This window comes from Martelella lutilitoris, from assembly GCF_016598595.1.
Classification (GTDB): domain Bacteria; phylum Pseudomonadota; class Alphaproteobacteria; order Rhizobiales; family Rhizobiaceae; genus Martelella; species Martelella lutilitoris_A.
The window spans coordinates 3326646-3342828 of the sequence record NZ_CP066786.1; the positions used below are offsets into that span (position 1 = coordinate 3326646).

Annotated in this window: 12 protein-coding genes; 3 read left to right on the forward strand and 9 right to left on the reverse strand. The window is 62.6% G+C overall.

Going from position 1 to position 16183, the window contains the following annotated elements:
- The first annotated feature begins 24 nt into the window (after positions 1–24).
- From JET14_RS15980 to JET14_RS15990, 3 genes are read left to right on the forward strand one after another with little or no spacing between them, the layout of a single operon-like run.
- Positions 25–1014, forward strand: coding sequence for a sialic acid TRAP transporter substrate-binding protein SiaP (locus JET14_RS15980; RefSeq protein WP_246750348.1), 990 nt, complete (start codon positions 25–27; stop codon positions 1012–1014).
- A gap of 6 nt (positions 1015–1020) precedes the next feature.
- The gene (locus tag JET14_RS15985) at positions 1021–1527 is read left to right on the forward strand and encodes a TRAP transporter small permease (protein WP_200334773.1); all 507 of its coding nucleotides are present in this window, start codon (positions 1021–1023) and stop codon (positions 1525–1527) included.
- A gap of 15 nt (positions 1528–1542) precedes the next feature.
- Entirely contained in the window at positions 1543–2847 is a 1305-nt protein-coding gene (locus JET14_RS15990) for a TRAP transporter large permease (RefSeq protein WP_200334775.1), read from the forward strand.
- A gap of 173 nt (positions 2848–3020) precedes the next feature.
- Here the strand turns inward: JET14_RS15990 and JET14_RS15995 are convergent, their stop codons facing one another.
- From JET14_RS15995 to JET14_RS16035, 9 genes are all read right to left on the reverse strand, one after another.
- Positions 3021–3449, reverse strand: coding sequence for a VOC family protein (locus tag JET14_RS15995; protein ID WP_200334777.1), 429 nt, complete (start codon positions 3447–3449; stop codon positions 3021–3023).
- A gap of 16 nt (positions 3450–3465) precedes the next feature.
- Positions 3466–4248, reverse strand: a complete 783-nt coding sequence (locus JET14_RS16000; RefSeq protein ID WP_024706943.1) for a FadR/GntR family transcriptional regulator — start codon at positions 4246–4248, stop codon at positions 3466–3468.
- Positions 4249–4255: 7 nt separating this feature from the next.
- Positions 4256–5329: a Gfo/Idh/MocA family protein gene (locus tag JET14_RS16005; protein WP_200334779.1), complete on the reverse strand. Its 1074-nt coding sequence runs from the start codon at positions 5327–5329 to the stop codon at positions 4256–4258.
- Positions 5330–5353: 24 nt separating this feature from the next.
- On the reverse strand, positions 5354–6364 hold the full coding sequence (locus JET14_RS16010) for a Gfo/Idh/MocA family protein (RefSeq protein ID WP_200334781.1): 1011 nt from the start codon (positions 6362–6364) through the stop codon (positions 5354–5356).
- 286 nt (positions 6365–6650) lie between these two features.
- Positions 6651–7934 (reverse strand): TolC family protein, encoded by a 1284-nt coding sequence (locus JET14_RS16015; RefSeq protein WP_210342047.1) that lies wholly within the window; start codon positions 7932–7934, stop codon positions 6651–6653.
- Positions 7935–8257: 323 nt separating this feature from the next.
- Positions 8258–8668: an outer membrane protein assembly factor BamE domain-containing protein gene (gene bamE / locus JET14_RS16020; protein WP_200334785.1), complete on the reverse strand. Its 411-nt coding sequence runs from the start codon at positions 8666–8668 to the stop codon at positions 8258–8260.
- A gap of 55 nt (positions 8669–8723) precedes the next feature.
- Positions 8724–9905, reverse strand: a complete 1182-nt coding sequence (locus JET14_RS16025; protein ID WP_200334786.1) for an HlyD family efflux transporter periplasmic adaptor subunit — start codon at positions 9903–9905, stop codon at positions 8724–8726.
- Positions 9902–12088, reverse strand: a complete 2187-nt coding sequence (locus tag JET14_RS16030; protein WP_200334787.1) for a type I secretion system permease/ATPase — start codon at positions 12086–12088, stop codon at positions 9902–9904. Before JET14_RS16030 ends, JET14_RS16025 begins: the two co-directional genes overlap by 4 nt.
- Positions 12089–12175: 87 nt before the next feature.
- Positions 12176–15934: an Ig-like domain-containing protein gene (locus JET14_RS16035; protein WP_200334788.1), complete on the reverse strand. Its 3759-nt coding sequence runs from the start codon at positions 15932–15934 to the stop codon at positions 12176–12178.
- Positions 15935–16183: the final 249 nt, after the last annotated feature.

The following is a 16183-nucleotide window of genomic DNA, read 5'->3' on the forward strand; positions in this document are numbered from 1 at the left end:
CCTGACGTTTAGGGAGGAATGATTTTGAAGAAGTCACTTATCGCCAAGGCTCTGCTGTGCTCCGTATTCATCGCGGCGCCCGCCCTGGCCCAGGATCCGATCGAACTGAAGATGACCGTGCCGAGCGTGCCGACCGACCTGCACACCAAGGCGCTGCACGTCTTCGCTGAAGAAATCGAAAAGGAGATGCCGGGCGCTTTCGACGTGCAGATCTATGATTCGGGCTCGCTGTTCGGCCAGGGCGCCGATCTCGACGCGCTGCAGCGCGGCAACGCGGAAATGACCTATGTGTCGTACCAGCTGATTGCCGACGCTCTGCCGCAATACGGCCTTCTGACGGCCGGCTACCTGTTCCAGAGCCCGGAACACTACCGCGCCTTCCTGGCAAGCGATATCGGAACGGAGTTCAAGCAGACTGTCTCCGACGAAATGGACATCAAGCTTCTCGACGCCTGCTATCTTGGTACGCGCCAGCTGAACCTGCGCGATGAGATGGACATCCAGACCCCGGACGATCTTGCCGGCGTGAAGCTGCGCATGCCAAGCTCGGATGCATGGCTGTTCCTCGGCCAGGCGCTCGGCGCCAACCCGACGCCGCTGCCCTTCGGCGAGGTCTATCTCGGCCTCCAGACCGGCACGATCGATGCCCAGGACAACCCGCTGCCGACCGTCGAGGCGGCGAAATTCTACGAAGTCACCGACCAGATCACGCTCACCTCGCATCTTGTCGACGCGATCAACTTCTCCGTCTCCAACATCTTCTGGGATGAACTGGACGATGCGCAGAAGGAAGCCGTCACCAAGGCCGCCACGGCGGCCTGCGACTGGAACAATGCCGAGCGCGTGAAGGTGGAACAGGACCTCGTTGCCTTCTTCGAAGGCGAAGGCCTGGTCGTCACGACGCCGGATGTCGACGCGTTCCGCGCCCATGTCCAGGAGGCCTACATGAATTCGCCGCGCGCGGCGGACTGGCCCGAAGGCTGGATCGAACAGATCAACCAGCTGGCCGAGTGATCCGCAATGGCGGCCCGAGACAAAGCCAATGCCCTGCGAAAGTGGGGCATTTTTCTAAAAGGCGTCGCGGACACGATCGGCGCCCTGTTCTTTCTTTCGGCCTTTGTCGGCTTCATCATCCAGATCTTCTACCGCTACGTGATGAACCGGCCGCTTCTGTGGATCGAGGAATTCACCATGATCGCCTTCGTCTGGGCGGTCTTCTGGGCGGCGGCGTTTTGCGTGCCGATCCGCGAGCACGTCTCCTTCGACGTTGTCTACGACATCGTCCCGGAGCGCACGCGGCGGCTTTTCACCATGTTTTCCATGGTCATGCTCATCGCCGCCTTCGCCCTGCTGATCCCCTATACCTGGGACTATCTCGATTTTCTGACACGCAAGAAGAGCTCGGTTCTCCGCATTCCGATGAACCTGGTCTATGGCTGCTACCTGCTGTTCCTGTTCGGTTTTACCGTGCAGGCGATCTGGCGGCTCATGCGTCTTTTCGGGCCGAAATGGACCGAAGAGATCTGACGGGGGACTTTTGACATGGCATTTCTTTCCGAGCATGCGCTGATCGTCATGCTGGTCATCATGGTGACGATCACCATCACCGGGTTGCCCTTCGGCATCTCGATGATCGTCGCCAGCATCTTCTACCTGTTTCTCGCCGGCCGCGATGTCGGGCTTGCCGCCGAGAACGTTCTGAATGGTGTGTTCGGCAATTTCGTCGCGCTTGCCGTGCCCCTCTTCATCTTTGCCGCCAATGTGATGAACGAGGGCAAGATTTCCGACAGGCTGCTGGACTTCGCGCTCGCGGTCGTCGGCCGGCTTCCCGGCGGCCTGGCCCAGGTCAACATCTTCACCAGTCTGATCTTTTCCGGCATGAGCGGATCGGCGATTTCGGACGCCGCCGGCGTCGGCAAGATCATCACCGAGATGATGATGAAGGAGGGCCGCTATCCGCGCGGGTTCGCCGGCGCGCTGACGGCCGCCTCCGCGGTCGTCGGGCCGATCTTCCCGCCGTCGATCCCGATGGTGTTCTATGCGCTGATCTCATCGACGTCGGTCGGCGTACTCTTCCTCGGCGGCGTCGTGCCGGCGATCCTGATGTGCACCGTCATGGCGGTCGCCGTCGGCATCATGGCCAAGGTCCGCGGCTTCCCGATCGAACAGGCCGTGCCGCTCCGCGCCCTGCCGCTGATCATCATCCGCGCCTTCCCGGCGCTCTTGATGCCGATCATCCTGCTCGGCGGCATCTATTCGGGCATCTTCACCCCGACCGAGGCAGCCGCCGTTTCGGCGCTCTACGCCCTTCTTCTGGCGGTCTTCGCCTATCGGGTGCTCGGCCTGCGTTCCTTCTGGAACGTGGTCGTCGCCAGCATGAAGACCACGGCGGTCGTCACCATGGTGCTCTGCGGCGCCTTCATCTTCAATTACGTGATCACCGTCGAGCGCGTGCCCCAGGCCGTCTTCCACCTGTTCGAGAGCTTCCAGCTGGAGACCTGGCAGTTTCTGATCCTGCTCAACATCCTCTACCTCCTGCTCGGCTGCATCCTCGATGTCTCGACGATCATGCTGGTGGTCACCCCGCTGTTCATCCCCACGGCGGCAGCGCTCGGCATCGACCTCAATCATCTGGGCATCGTTTTGGTCTTCAACATGATGATCGGGCTGATCACCCCGCCCTACGGCATCCTTCTGTTCATCATCAAGGCACTGAACGGGATACCCTTGTCGGAGATGATCCGGGAGACCTGGTTCTTCATGGCGATCCTGATCACCATGCTGCTCGCGCTCACCTTCATCCCGAGCCTCAGCCTTTGGCTGCCGCGCGCCGCCGGCATGCTCTGAGGGCATCTGGCAGCCCGCACGGCGAAAACGGCCGGTCCCGCGCCCCGGGGCCGGCACATGCATTTAGAGCGCCGTGCGTCCATTCGGACGCACGGCGCTCTAACCTATTGAATCTACGCATCGTGCTTTCCGAAAATCGATTCCGATTTTCGGGCCGATGCGCTAGGGAAAGCTCAGCGCTCGACGAGCTCGATCAGGATGCCGTCGGGATCGCGGCAGAAGGCAACCTTGCTGATGATGTCGCGGTTATAGGCCTGGCGCGGGGCTTCCACCATTTCCACGCCGGCCGCCTCCAGCCTTGCGTAAAGCGCCTCGACATCGTCGAAACGAAAGGTCAGGTGGCGAAGGCCGGCGCGTCCGGCGGCGACATCCTCGGCCTTGAGCGCGCCGGTCGCAGGCCCCATGATCTCCAGCATGCCGTTGCCGGCATCCAGAAAGCAGAGCTGATGGCCGGCCCTCTGCCGGTCGATCGGCGCGCCATCGGAGCGCTCGTCGCCGGAGCGACGGACGACCAGTTTCAGGCCGAGCAGATCGACGTAGAAATTCAGGCTCTTGTCGATGTTGCTGACGGTCATGCCGACATGCTCGAAACCCTTCAGCATGGGCGCTCACACCTCCTCATTCTTCCGCTTCGCCGGATGAGAAGCGGCCAAGCTCATCGGCCCGCAGGAGCTCATCCGTGACATTGTTGATATGACGTTCCATGGCGTGGCGCGCGGCCTCGCCGTTGCGCATCTTCAGGCCGGCCACGATGGCGTAGTGATCGCCGATCCACAAGGCGCGGACCTTCGGCGCATGGATGTGACGATGCACCCGGCTCCACATGCGCGATGTGTCCCGCTGGTCCCAGAGCGCCTGGATCATCGACAGGATGATCGCGTTGCCGGTCATGTTGGCGATGGTCAGGTGAAATTCACGGTCGCCTTTCTCGTTGAGGAACACCTCGTCGGTCTCGAGCTGCATGCGCTCGATGCATTCCTCAAGCTCCATGATGTCGTAGCGCGTGGCTCGTTCGGCCGCGAGAGCCGCCGCACTCGACTCCAGCGCCAGCCGTGCCTCCAGAAGCTCGAAAGGACCGGGACCGATATCGGTGTTGAGCGCGTCGAAGGACAGCGCGTTGACATGGGCCGGCAGCACGACGATGCCGGCGCGGCCGCGAACCTCGACAATGCCGCGCATTTCAAGCGCGATGACGGCCTCGCGCACGACCGTGCGGCTGACCTCCAGTTGCTCGGCGAGTTCGCGTTCGGATGGCAGGTGCCAGCCGGGGCGGCCCTGATTCTCCTCGATCATCCGCGCGATCCGTCGCGCGACGACCTGATAGAGCCGCTTGGCGGCGAGCAGGCGCACCTTGCGGCCGCCGCCCGTGCCTTCTTCTTCGCCCTCTCGGTTCTCCGCCACGGTCGGACTATCCCAGTTCAGGCAGCCACGACCGGTAGAGCGGATGGTCTGCCGTGATCGGCATCGACGCAGGAAGACCGCTCCGGTCGGAATGGTAGGCCGCCGTCACCAGCTCCAGAGAATTGCGCGCGTCCTGAAGTGTTACCGGCGGCGCGCCGCCTTCCGCAAGCGCATGATAGAACAATTCGAACTGGCGGGTGTAGCCGTCCTCGGTTTTCGGCATTTCGGCGAATGCCGCCTCCACCAGCTTCTGGTGCGCCTCGTCCTTCGCGATGAAGCGCCAGGGGTCGCGGCCCATCGTATAGGGTTCGTGGATACTCTCCGCCGTCACATTCTCGAAGCAGAAGCGCAGGCGCGAAATCTCCTTATGTGAGTTGAGCGTCATCGAAAGCGCCGCGAGCGAACCGTTCTTCATCCTGACGGCGAGCGCCATCGTATCCTCGGTCTCGATCTCATTGTTGAGCGTCGCGCCATAGGCAAAGACCTCGTCGCAGGGTCCGTGGATGTAATTCAGCATGTCATGGGCATGAATGGCATGGCCGACGAGGCCGCCTCCGAGCTCGGTCTTCCACTTGCCGCGCCAGTCGACGGCAAAATAGTCCGGCGCGCGCCACCAATGGGTCTCGATCGTGGTCATGAAGGCGCGTCCGGTCAGGCCAAGCTCCACCAGCCGCTTCAGTTTCTGCAGGCCCATGCCATAGCGATACTGGAAGATCGGCATGATCGTGCGGCCGGTCGCTTTTGCGATCTCGGCCATCGCGTCGACATCGGCAACCGAACCGAACAGCGGCTTTTCGCAGATGACGTGCTTGCCCGCCTCGAGCGCCCGGCGGGCGAGATCGAAATGGCTGTGCGGCGGGGTGCAGATGTCGATGATATCGATGTCGTCGCGCGAAAACAGGGTTTCGGCGTTCTGGACATATTCGGGAATGCCGTATTTCTCGCAGAGGCCGCGGCCGCGATCCTCGTCGAGCGAGCAGAGCACCGGCACCTCGAACAGGTCCGCATTCCATCCGAAACCGGTGAGATGGCGCTCGGCAATGCCCGCGCCGATCACGGCGACACGAAATTTCCTTGTCATGGCAGTCGTCTCTCCTGAACCCGTCTATCGCGGGGAAATGTCGGCAGCCCTGGCCTGGGCATCAAGGGACAGGCGGCAGACCTCGAAAACATGGTCATGGGTCATCGCCGTCTCGGTCCTGTCCCGCACGTCAGCGATGAAACGGCCGAAATATTCGATCGGCTCCTGCGAGCAATCGATATATTCGACGCCCGCCTTGTTGACGAGGAAGAGATGATCCTTGCCGTCCCGGCCGGCGATATCGACGTATTTTCGAAGCTCGATATAGCCGTCGGTTCCCAGAATGGTCAGGCGGCCATCGCCCCATGTGGGCAGACCGTCGGGCGTGAACCAGTCGACGCGGATATAGCCGGAGGCGCGGTCGCTGCGCAGCAGCACTTCGCCGAAATCCTGGAATTCGGCGGCTTCCCGGGTGCCGAAATTGCCAATGCTGGAAGCGACGACTTCGCCCTTCCGCGCGCCTGTGAAGAACAGGAACTGGTCGATCTGGTGCGAGGCGATGTCGACGATGATGCCGCCGAAACGCTCCGGCCTGAAGAACCAGTCCGGGCGCGTGTCGAACTGCTTGCGGTGCGGCCCCATGCCGAGCGTCTGCACGACTGTGCCGATTGCGCCTTCCCGCACCAGCTTGCCGGCCTTGACGGCGGAACGCACGCAGTGCCTCTCGGAAAAACAGATGGAAAAGATCCGTCCGGTCCCGGCAACCGCCGCCTTCACGGCCTCAAGCTGCTCCGGCGTGGTCACCCCCGGCTTGTCGACCATCACATCCTTGCCCGCCTCCATGGCGCGGATCGCCAGATCAGCCCGGTCTGCGGGAACCGCGGCAATGCAGATGACGTCGATTTCGGGATCGTCGAAGATCGCATCCCGGTCCAGAACGGGGGTATCGGGATAGGTTTCCCGCATGGTTTCGATCAGCGCCGGCACCGTCGTCTGCTCGCAATAGCCGACAAACTCCGCGCCGGCCGCGATTAACCCTTTGACCTGTCCGAAAATATGCCCGTGGTCGATGCCCACGGCCGCAAACCTCACCATGCAGTCTCTCCTCCGTATTGCAGGGAAAGTCGCGCGAAAGCCCGGAACAGGGATCGTCCGAAGCGCGTCGCGCCTCCATCTGGACAGACCAGACAAGAAAGCCGTCTGTCTGTCAAGACGCACGCAGAAAAAGAGGCGCGGTGGACTTCACTCTTTTTCAAACCCTTTCCGGTTCAGGAACGCGCGGGAGATAATGACCGCCGGGCGAGTCGCAAGATATTGGTCCGACCAAAAGCCGGCCGCGGCGCACCATCGCCGGCATGTCGCCCTTCGACAAGCGGTGGCGTCAGGACGCGTCGGACGGACCTGCCTCGCCGATTGACGCCGGCTCCCCGCCGACATCGATTGCGAAGCCGTCGATGGGAAAGCCGTACAGCGTAAACTGCGAAAGGCCCAGCGCCGCGCGCAAAGTGGCGTTGACAAGATGGCACTGCAGGAGGGCGACGTCGAGATCGCGCTCGCTGTCGCTGCGCGCGACAAGCGCGTCATAATAATCTTCTTCCGCATTCAGGAGATCAGTCAGATTGCGGGTTCCCAGATCGAAATACTGGCTTCTGTAAAGCGTTCTGGTTTCGTCGAGAAGCCGGGTCTGCGTCCCGGAGGACGCAATCAGTTCGCGCGCATTGGCCATCTCGGTCCCGGCATCGAGCGCTTCCAGCGTCGCCTTTCTGCGCGTCGTATCGAGACTGGCCTTGGCGACCGCCACGGCCTCTTCTGCGGCCTGACGGCCCGCCTCGATGGCGCCGCCCTGAAACAGGGTCGGCAGGACGTTGAAGTTCACCCCGACGCGAAACCCTTCATCATAGAGCGGCTGGCGACCGTAGGCCTCGGCGGCGATTCCGGGCAGGCGCGCCTTCCGGGCATCCTCATAGTCAAGCGTCGCCTGCGCGACCTTCAGGTTCGCCAGCGCTATGTCGGGCAGGCTGCCGGCGATCGTCGTCGATGGCGTGCAGGTCCCGAGCGCGTCCAGCAGTTCGGCCTTCAGGCTCACCGCGGCAGGCCCGGCATATTCACGAAGCTGGTTGGCCGCCCTGTCGCGCTCCGACTTCGTCTCGAGAAGGTCGTGGCGGGCCTGCTCGAGGCTGTTGGCCGCCGCCAGCACGTCCGACTGGGTGGTCGCGCCTGCCGTCGCGCGCTGCCCGATGAGATCGCTCAAAGCACTCAGGCGCTTCACCCTTTCCTCGCCGATAGCGACATTGTCGCGGTAGCGGCTGAATTCGGCATAGGCTTCAAGAACATCCATCAGGACGGCGTCGGCATCGCTCTGAAACTGCAGCACGGCCTCCTGCGCCGCGATATCGGCGCGTGCGACCTTGCGGTCGGTCCTGCCGAAATCGAACAGCATCTGGTTTGCCGACAGGACAAAGGACGGACCGTCGGCATCGCCGACGCCGCCGGTGACGCCGCCGCTGACCATCGGCAGATAACCGCCCTTGGCCACCTTGATATTGCCCGTCGCCTCGCGGATGGTCGCCGCGCGCTCCAGCATCTGCGGGCTTTGGTAGAGCGCAACCCTTACCAGCCCGTCGAGGCTCTGACCCGCAGCGGCTATATCCGCAGGCTGCTCCACCTCCGGCCGCTCCTCCCGGATCGCGCCGGTTCTGTCTTCAAACGAGACCGATGGCCGTCCGCTTCCGGCTGTCGAGCAGCCTGCAAGGGCGGTCGACAGACTCAGAAGAAGCGCGAACGACAACATCTGTGCGGCGGTCGCCGCACAGTGCCTATTCCGATTTTTCACTGCATTTCCACATCATGATGCGCTGAGGCGTTCCTCAAGGCATATGTCTCACATCTGCGATTTTGCCCCCGAGCGGAACACAGGCACAGATTGCTGCGGGAAAGCGACGAATCATTACCTATGGTAACATAGTCGGAAAAATGCAACCCTACAACTCAGTTGCGGCTGACCATCAGTTCGCGGCATTGCGGCCTGCGCCAGACGGTCTCGTCAACCTGCTGTGCATTGCCGAACAGAACCTTGTACTGGCAGACGAGTTCGCCATCATCGGCCGTCACGAATTTGAGGTTGTAATCCCAGGTCGCCTTGTTGCCGCGACGCGTTACCTTGATCGGTTCGCCCAGAAGCGCGGCGACCTTGTCCTGGCCGACGCCGATTTCCACCTGGCGGACGAGATCGACGGTTACCGGCTTGCCGTTCCGCACGAAATAGGCGTCAAGCTCCGTCAGCGACGGCGCCACGCTTTCGAACCGCATCTTCGGATTGTGCACGTCCAGCATTCCGGCGAACGCAGCGCCCGAGGTGATGAGGCCGGCCAGCGCCGCGGTGAAAATCATCTTCAGCATTTCTGTCTCCTTTTGGGTTTTGGATTGATGTCGAGGCCTTCCCGCAGGCGGGCGGTCAGCGCTCGCGCAGGGCTTCCCGGCCCCGGTTGAGGGGTTTGACGAGATAGTCCCAGATGGTCTTCTCGCCTGTCCTGATATCGACGGTGGCGATCATGCCGGGCGTTATCGGAAAGCGCTTGCCGGAAGCGTTCTCGAGCGCGTCCGAGGCCGTGCGGATATAGACGCGATAGTAGAGATTTTCCGGATTGATCTCGTCGCGGATCGTGTCGGGCGAAATGCTCTCGACCGTGCCTTCGAGCCCGCCATAGACCGAATAGTCATAAGCTGTGATCTTCACCAGAGCCTCTTGTCCCGGATGAATGAAGGCAATGTCGCGCGGGGAAATACGGGCTTCGATCAGCAACTGGTCATTGAGCGGCACGATGGTCATGACCGCGCCGTTCGGAGACACGACGCCGCCGATCGTCGTCACCGCGACGTCCTTGATGATCCCGTGAACCGGCGAAAGGATCGTCGTGTGATCGATCGTGTCCTCAAGCCCGTGGAGCGTCGACAGAAGGGACTGGACCTCAGCCTGCGCCTCGGCCGGCTTCTCGCCGCTTTCGATGACGTATCTGGCGCGCAGGTCGTCCATCTTCAGCTTGATATCGCCGCGATCGCGCTTCAGCCTGATCAGTTCGACCTTGCTCGCCGCCCCCGTCTCCACCAGAGGCGCCGTCAGCCTGAGCTGCTCGTCGATCAGCGCCATGTCCGCTTCCATATCGGCGAGCGATTCACGGTAGCTGCCCTGACGCGCGACAAACAAGGCTTCCTCGGAGGCCCTGAGCTCTGGATAGCCATCCAGCGCCTCGGGAAAGTGCACGACTTCGGCGCCGGTCACTTCGGTCTGAAGGCGCGCGGCCTGCGCGAGCGAGGCCCGATAGCGCGCCGCGGTCTCGTCGTATTCGGCCTGGGCGCGGGTCGGATCGAGCCGCGCGAGCACCTGCCCCTTGTCGACGATGTCGCCGGCGCTGACATCGAGTTCGGCGAGGATACCGCCGTCGAAGGACTGGATCATCTGTTCGTGCGAAAGCGGCACGACCGTTCCCGGCCCGGAGGACACTTCCTCGACCGAAAAAACATAGGCCCAGGCGAAGAAGGCGCCGAGGACGAGCGTCAGCACAAGCACGACCCGGCTCGCGCCGCTGGCGCTCATCTCATCGCCGGATATCAGATCATCATAAGCGCTCGAGGTCACTTCGCGCCCTCCCTGCGCCTGGTTGCGGCGGTCGCCTCGCCATTGCGCAGGCGCGCGAGGATGTTGTCGCGCGCGCCGTCCATGATGATCCGGCCGTTGGACACCACGATCAACCGGTCCACGAGGGTGAGAACCGACGGCTTGTGCGTCGCGACGAGCAGCGTGGTGCCCGCGCCAAGTGCGCCAAGGGCCGCGAGCACCTTCTGCTCGGCCGTCTCATCAAGCGCCGAGGTGGGCTCGTCGAGGAGGACAACGGACGGTTCGCGCAACAGCAGACGCGAAAGGATGAGGGCCTGACGCTGGCCGCCGGAAAGGCCGATGCCGCCCTCCTGTATCTGCCGATCGAGGCCCTCGGGCGTGGCGCGAATAAATTCCCAGGCGCCAGTGCGCTCGAGGGCCTCAATCAGCTCCTCGTCGCGGGCACTGGGCGCGCCGAGGCATAGGTTTTCTCGGACCGTGCCGTAAAACAGCCGCGCATTCTGGCCGGCAAGACCAATGTGGCGACGAAGGTCCGCGGGATCGACATGGCCGATATTGACGCCATCGACCAGCACGGTGCCCGAGCGCGGTTCCATCAGCCCCGAAAGGCCCTGCAGCAGGGTCGACTTGCCGGCGCCGTTGCGTCCGATGATGCCGATCTTCGAACCTGCCGCGATCTTCAGTTCGTCGATGGTCAGAACCGGCTCCTTCTCGTAGGCAAAGACCGCATTCTTGAAGTGGAAGTCGCCCTCGATAACCGGCTTGTGAATGCGCTTTGCATTATCGGGATGATCGACCGGCAGCATCATGATCTTGTCGAGGCTTTCGCCGGTGATCTTGGCCTGCTGCCAGCGATTGAGAATCTGAGTCACGCTTGCAAGCGGGGCCAGCATGCGCGTCGACAGCATGGCGGCGGCAACCAGCGCGCCCGTCGTCATGTCGCCGAACATCACCGCCGGCGCGCCGGCCGCGACAACGGCGATATAAACCATGCCCTGAACGGTTTGCGTCCAGTTGCCGAGCGTGCCGACGAGGTCGCGCAGCTTCATGCCGCTGTCGGCGTTGACCGCATTGTAGTGGTTCCAGTGGTTCTGGAACCGGTCCTCGGCCTGCAAGAGCTTGATATCGTCAAGCCCCTGGACGGCCTCGACCAGCATGGCGTTGCGCAGCGCGGATTCGCGCATATTGGCCTTGGCAAGCCGGTGCAGCTTCTTTTGAGACAGGATGCCGGGCGCAATCAGAAGCACGACGGCCACGGCCGGCACCCAGACCAGATTGCCGGCGACCCACCAGAAGATCGCGCAGAACAGAAGAAAGAAGGGAATGTCCGCAATCGCCGCAATCGCCGACGAGGTCATCATCTCGCGCACGTGCTCCAGCTCGCGAAGCTGGGCGATAAAGGTGCCGGTCGCCTGCGGACGGGCCGTGTTCTTGACCCTCAGCGCATGGCCGAACACCTTGTCTGAGATGCGCAGGTCGGCGCGCTTGCCCAGAACATCGGTGATCTTCATGCGCATCTGGCGCATCACGAAAGCGAATATGACAGCGATAAGCGCGCCGCCGCCGAGCACGAACAGCGTCGGATAGGATTGTGCGGGCACCACCCGGTCATAGACCTGCATGGAGAAGATGACGCTGGCGAGCGCAAGGACATTGGCCGCAAGCGACGCCAGCATGATCGAGACATAGGGCCTCAAATCGGACAGAACGATCGAACGCAGCCAGTGCTTGCTGTAAGGTTCGATATAGGCGTCGATCCGCCCGTCCGGCATGCCGCCGGCCGGACGAACGACCGCAACAAGTTCGATGCGATCTGCAAGCGCCCCGATTGCGGTATCGGAGGCAAGACCGCCATCGCCAGAAAAGGTCAGCGCGAAGTGTTCCCCATTGCGCTTGCCTGCGACCGCGACCTGGCCATCCTTGAAGACCAGAATGACCGGCAGGCGCATCTGCGTGATCTTCCTGATATCCGTGTCGATGAACCTGACGGCCATGCCGGCCTGGCGCGCAAGCCTGCCGAACCGCCCTTTCCTGTCGTCGTGGCCGTCCCATGCATCGGCGAGCCGTAGCTGTTCCGGCGAACAGTCGATCCGGTAGTGAGCGGCGACCGCCAGCAGCGCCTCGATCCACCGGGCCGAAACGGCCCCGGCTTCAAGCCCGGCCTCGCCGCCTTGATCGCGATCTTTGTTGATGTGGATATTCATCGGCGTGCACGGCTTTCAGGAACGGGATTCTGCAGCCGGGGCATCGTCCCGGCTGCTGCAAATGCCTTGTCTACAGAGACCGGGGGCTCACCCCACCAGCATGGTGTGATGGTCGAGTTCGTCGAGATCAACGCTGAACGTGCCGGCATCGGCGATGGATCCGCCGTCGGTCGCCGCGCTCGCGTGGCTTTCCTCGGGCAGATAGGCATCAAGGCTTTCGTTCGTATCCTCATAGACGAGACTGGCGATCCCGATGTCCTCCGCCGCATCCTCGGGAGCGGCATCCTCGCCTGTCGGCTCTGCATCGAGGGCGGCAAGGCCGAGCGTTTCGACGGAAAGGTCCTCAGCCTCGCCATTGTCGAAAGCCATGCCGCGCGCGGCGGCGCCGGACATATCGCTTTGAACGTCGATCGTCAGGGAAGCCGCGCTGGTATCGCCGCTGTCATCCGTCAGGACATAGTCGAAGGTTTCCAGCCCGGCGCCCGTCTCGGCGTCGGCCTTGTAGGTCCAGTCGCCGGTCTCGAAGTCGAAGATCAGCTTGCCGCCCTGGTCGGTTTCCACGTTGAGGATGGACCCGTTGCCCGCGGCAACGCCGTGGCTGTCGGTGATGCCGTTCAGATCATAGGTGTAGGTCTCGCCATCGACCGCGATCGACAGGATGCGTCCGCCGTCGATCCCCAGAAGATCGTCATCCGCCGTGCCCGCGACGCCGTCGGCGCCATGCAGCACGTTGCCGGACACATCGACCTCCTTGAGCAGATCGAGCAGCGAGTCGACCAGAACGTCGAAGTTCGAGACCTCCACGACGTGATTATCGCCGTCGGCCTGATCGACATCCTGCAGGCGTTCCACGCTGATGCCCTGGCCGATGCCGACCGTCTGCACCGTGATATCGTTGTCCGCGACAAAATCATCCCAGGCGGCGGCAGTGGCGCCGGTCAGCGAATGGTCGACCTGCCAGCCATTATTGCCCCAGTGCTGCTGCGTCTGCTCGGTGGGTTCGCCGTCGCTCATGAAGAAGACGCGGTTGTCATACCCGTCAAGCGGCGCGTAGGTCTCCATCGTCTTCTGAATCCCGGCCGTATAGTCGGTCCCGCCATTATAGGGACGGCTCGACGACCATGCGTCGACCTGGGCGGCGAAGGCATCATAGCTCGTGAACGACACGGAGGAACGCGCGTCCGACGAGAATGCCACAAGCTGGATCTGCACGTCGCCGGTCGTGCCCTCGAAGAAGGCCTGACCCGCCGTCTTGACCGCGCTCAGCATGGCCTGGGCTTCGGTGTTGTTGACGCTGCCGCTGAAGTCGAGAACGAAGGCGATGTTGAAGTTCCCGTCGCTCTTGAAGTCGTCGCCGGCAAGCGTCAGACTCATATCGTCGTCATTGGCGAGCGGCGCGGTGCGGGCAAAGCCCTCGGTATCCGCGCCTTCGGCGCCGAGATTGCCCACCGTATCGGTATAGCTCCCGTCGGCAACCGTGACGGTGACATCGCCCCCGGCCTTTTCGGGCGTGACCGTCGCCGTCCAGGTGGTGTCGTTGATCCTGACGAGGTTCGAGAGCGAGCCATTGGCAACGGCGACATCGCCGGCCTCAAAGCCGGTCACGGCTTCGGAGAAGGTGAAGGTGACCGTGCCGGTCTGGCCTTCGTTGACGATATCGACAACGACGGAGGGACCGTCGACATCGAAGCTCTCGCTGTCCGTGCCTTCAGAGCCCTCATTGCCGGCCGTATCCGTGTAGGAACCGTCGGCGACGGTGGCCGTCACCTCGCCATTGCCCGTCGGCGTGATCGTGACCGTCCAGACCTGATTGCCGTCGGCATCCTCCGACCATGCGCCATCCGTGCCGAGATCGGCATTCTCAAGCGCCAGATCGGTTGCCGGGTCGAAGCTCGCGCGGTCGGTATCCGGCGAGAAGGTCAGAACCAGTTCGCCGTCCTGGCCGTTGTCGGTGATGACGACGCCGACCTCGGGGGCGGTACGGTCGAAGGTCTCGACATCCGAACCCTGCGCACCGGCATTGCCGGCAAGGTCGGTGTAGGAGGCGTCGGCCACGGAAACCGTGACATCGCCGGTCGCGGCCGGGGTCACCGTCGCCGTCCAGGTGGTGTCGTTGATCCTGACGAGGTTCGAGAGCGAGCCGTTGGCAACGGAGACATCGCCGGCCTCAAAGCCGGTCACGGCTTCGGAGAAGGTGAAGGTGACCGTGCCGGTCTGGCCTTCGTTGACGATATCGACAACGACGGAGGGACCGTCGACATCGAAGCTCTCGCTGTCCGTGCCTTCAGAGCCCTCATTGCCGGCCATATCCGTGTAGGAACCGTCGGCGACGGTGGCCGTCACCTCGCCATTGCCCGTCGGCGTGATCGTGACCGTCCAGACCTGATTGCCGTCGGCATCCTCCGACCATGCGCCATCCGTGCCGAGATCGGCATTCTCAAGCGCCAGATCGGTTGCCGGGTCGAAGCTCGCGCGATCCGTATCCGGCGAGAAGGTCAGCACCAGTTCGCCGTCCTGGCCGTTGTCGGTGATGACGACGCCGACCGTCGGGGCCGTGCGGTCGAAGGCCTCGACATCCGAGCCCTGCGTGCCGGCATTGCCGGCAAGGTCGGTGTAGGAGCCGTCGGCCACGGAAACCGTGACATCGCCGGTCGCGGCCGGGGTCACCGTCGCCGTCCAGGTGGTGTCGTTGATCCTGACGAGGTTCGAGAGCGAGCCGTTGGCAACGGAGACATCGCCGGCCTCAAAGCCGGTCACGGCTTCGGAGAAGGTGAAGGTGACCGTGCCGGTCTGGCCTTCGTTGACGATATCGACAACGACGGAGGGACCGTCGACATCGAAGCGCTCGCTGTCCGTGCCTTCAGAGCCGTCATTGCCGGCCGTATCCGTGTAGGAACCGTCGGCGACGGTGGCCGTCACCTCGCCATTGCCCGTCGGCGTGATCGTGACCGTCCAGACCTGATTGCCGTCGGCATCCTCCGACCATGCGCCATCCGTGCCGAGATCGGCATTCTCCAGCGCCAGATCGGCAGCCGGGTCGAAGCTCGCGCGATCCGTATCCGGCGAGAAGGTCAGCACCAGTTCGCCATCATGGCCGTTGTCGGTGATGACGACGCCGACCTCGGGGGCGGTGCGGTCGAAGGTTGCCGATTCCGTGTCGGAAATCGGGTTGCCGTCACCATCGACAACAGGATTGCCGTTTTCGTCCGTGACGATCCCGACGAAATCGACATCACCCTCGTCAATTCCCTCACGCGGGATATCGTGGGTCCAACTGCCGTCGTCCTTGACGGGAATCGGATCGGATACGACCGTCTCGCCGTTCTCGTCCGGATAGCTTATCACGACATAGTCCCCGGAGCTGCGACCGCTGACGGTGACATGGCCGGCGGCCGGATTGTCGGCGACGGCTTCGACATCAAGAACCGGGAATTCGGTGGCGGCCGCTTCTTCGCCACCGCCGCCTGAAAAGGCCAGACCGCCTGCAGACGCGGCGCCGAGTCCGCCAAGAGCTCCGAAGGGAAAGGGCGATGCGCCGTTTGCGCCGATCTCGGCGAAGGCGAAATCGCTCCACGGGCCGGAATACTGCCCCCACCAGGCGATACCGTCATCGTCAACGAGGACCAGTTCGTTACGCTCGTCATCGAAGTCGACGAAGAAATCGCCAATGACGATGGTCTCGCCGGCGGCAGTGACAATGACGAGGTCATCGCCGTTCTGCTCGAACGAAACGAGGCTTTCCGGAGCGATCGGGAGTTTTACAACAGACGCCTCGTCAAGTTGAAGATTAAGGACCGACTGACGATGCTGAGAACCATCATGCTTGTCGACAATGATTGCGTCCATGAGACTGCTCCTTCAATGCTGCCATTTGCTAGCGCTATCACACCGTTAAGATGCAATTTCGCAAAATTTTCAGGCGCGTGTTTATTGTTGTGGAGACCCGCGTGGCGTCTTGTGACCTGCCACTTTTGCGGGGGTGAGTAATCCAAACTCGCGCTTTGAGCAAGTGACCTATGCCAGTTTTTATGAACGCCAGATGAATTATTTGCGAAATTATAAGCCTGTGTTTTTGAAAGAATAAACTTGCGAAAT

Coding starts and splice junctions, on each gene's coding strand:
- JET14_RS16035 (WP_200334788.1), bottom strand. CDS start 15,934: ATGGACGCAATCATTGTCGACAAGCATGATGGTTCTCAGCATCGTCAG.
- JET14_RS16005 (WP_200334779.1), bottom strand. CDS start 5,329: ATGACAAGGAAATTTCGTGTCGCCGTGATCGGCGCGGGCATTGCCGAG.
- JET14_RS15995 (WP_200334777.1), bottom strand. CDS start 3,449: ATGCTGAAGGGTTTCGAGCATGTCGGCATGACCGTCAGCAACATCGAC.
- JET14_RS15985 (WP_200334773.1), top strand. CDS start 1,021: ATGGCGGCCCGAGACAAAGCCAATGCCCTGCGAAAGTGGGGCATTTTT.
- JET14_RS16010 (WP_200334781.1), bottom strand. CDS start 6,364: ATGGTGAGGTTTGCGGCCGTGGGCATCGACCACGGGCATATTTTCGGA.
- bamE (WP_200334785.1), bottom strand. CDS start 8,668: ATGCTGAAGATGATTTTCACCGCGGCGCTGGCCGGCCTCATCACCTCG.
- JET14_RS15990 (WP_200334775.1), top strand. CDS start 1,543: ATGGCATTTCTTTCCGAGCATGCGCTGATCGTCATGCTGGTCATCATG.
- JET14_RS16030 (WP_200334787.1), bottom strand. CDS start 12,088: ATGAATATCCACATCAACAAAGATCGCGATCAAGGCGGCGAGGCCGGG.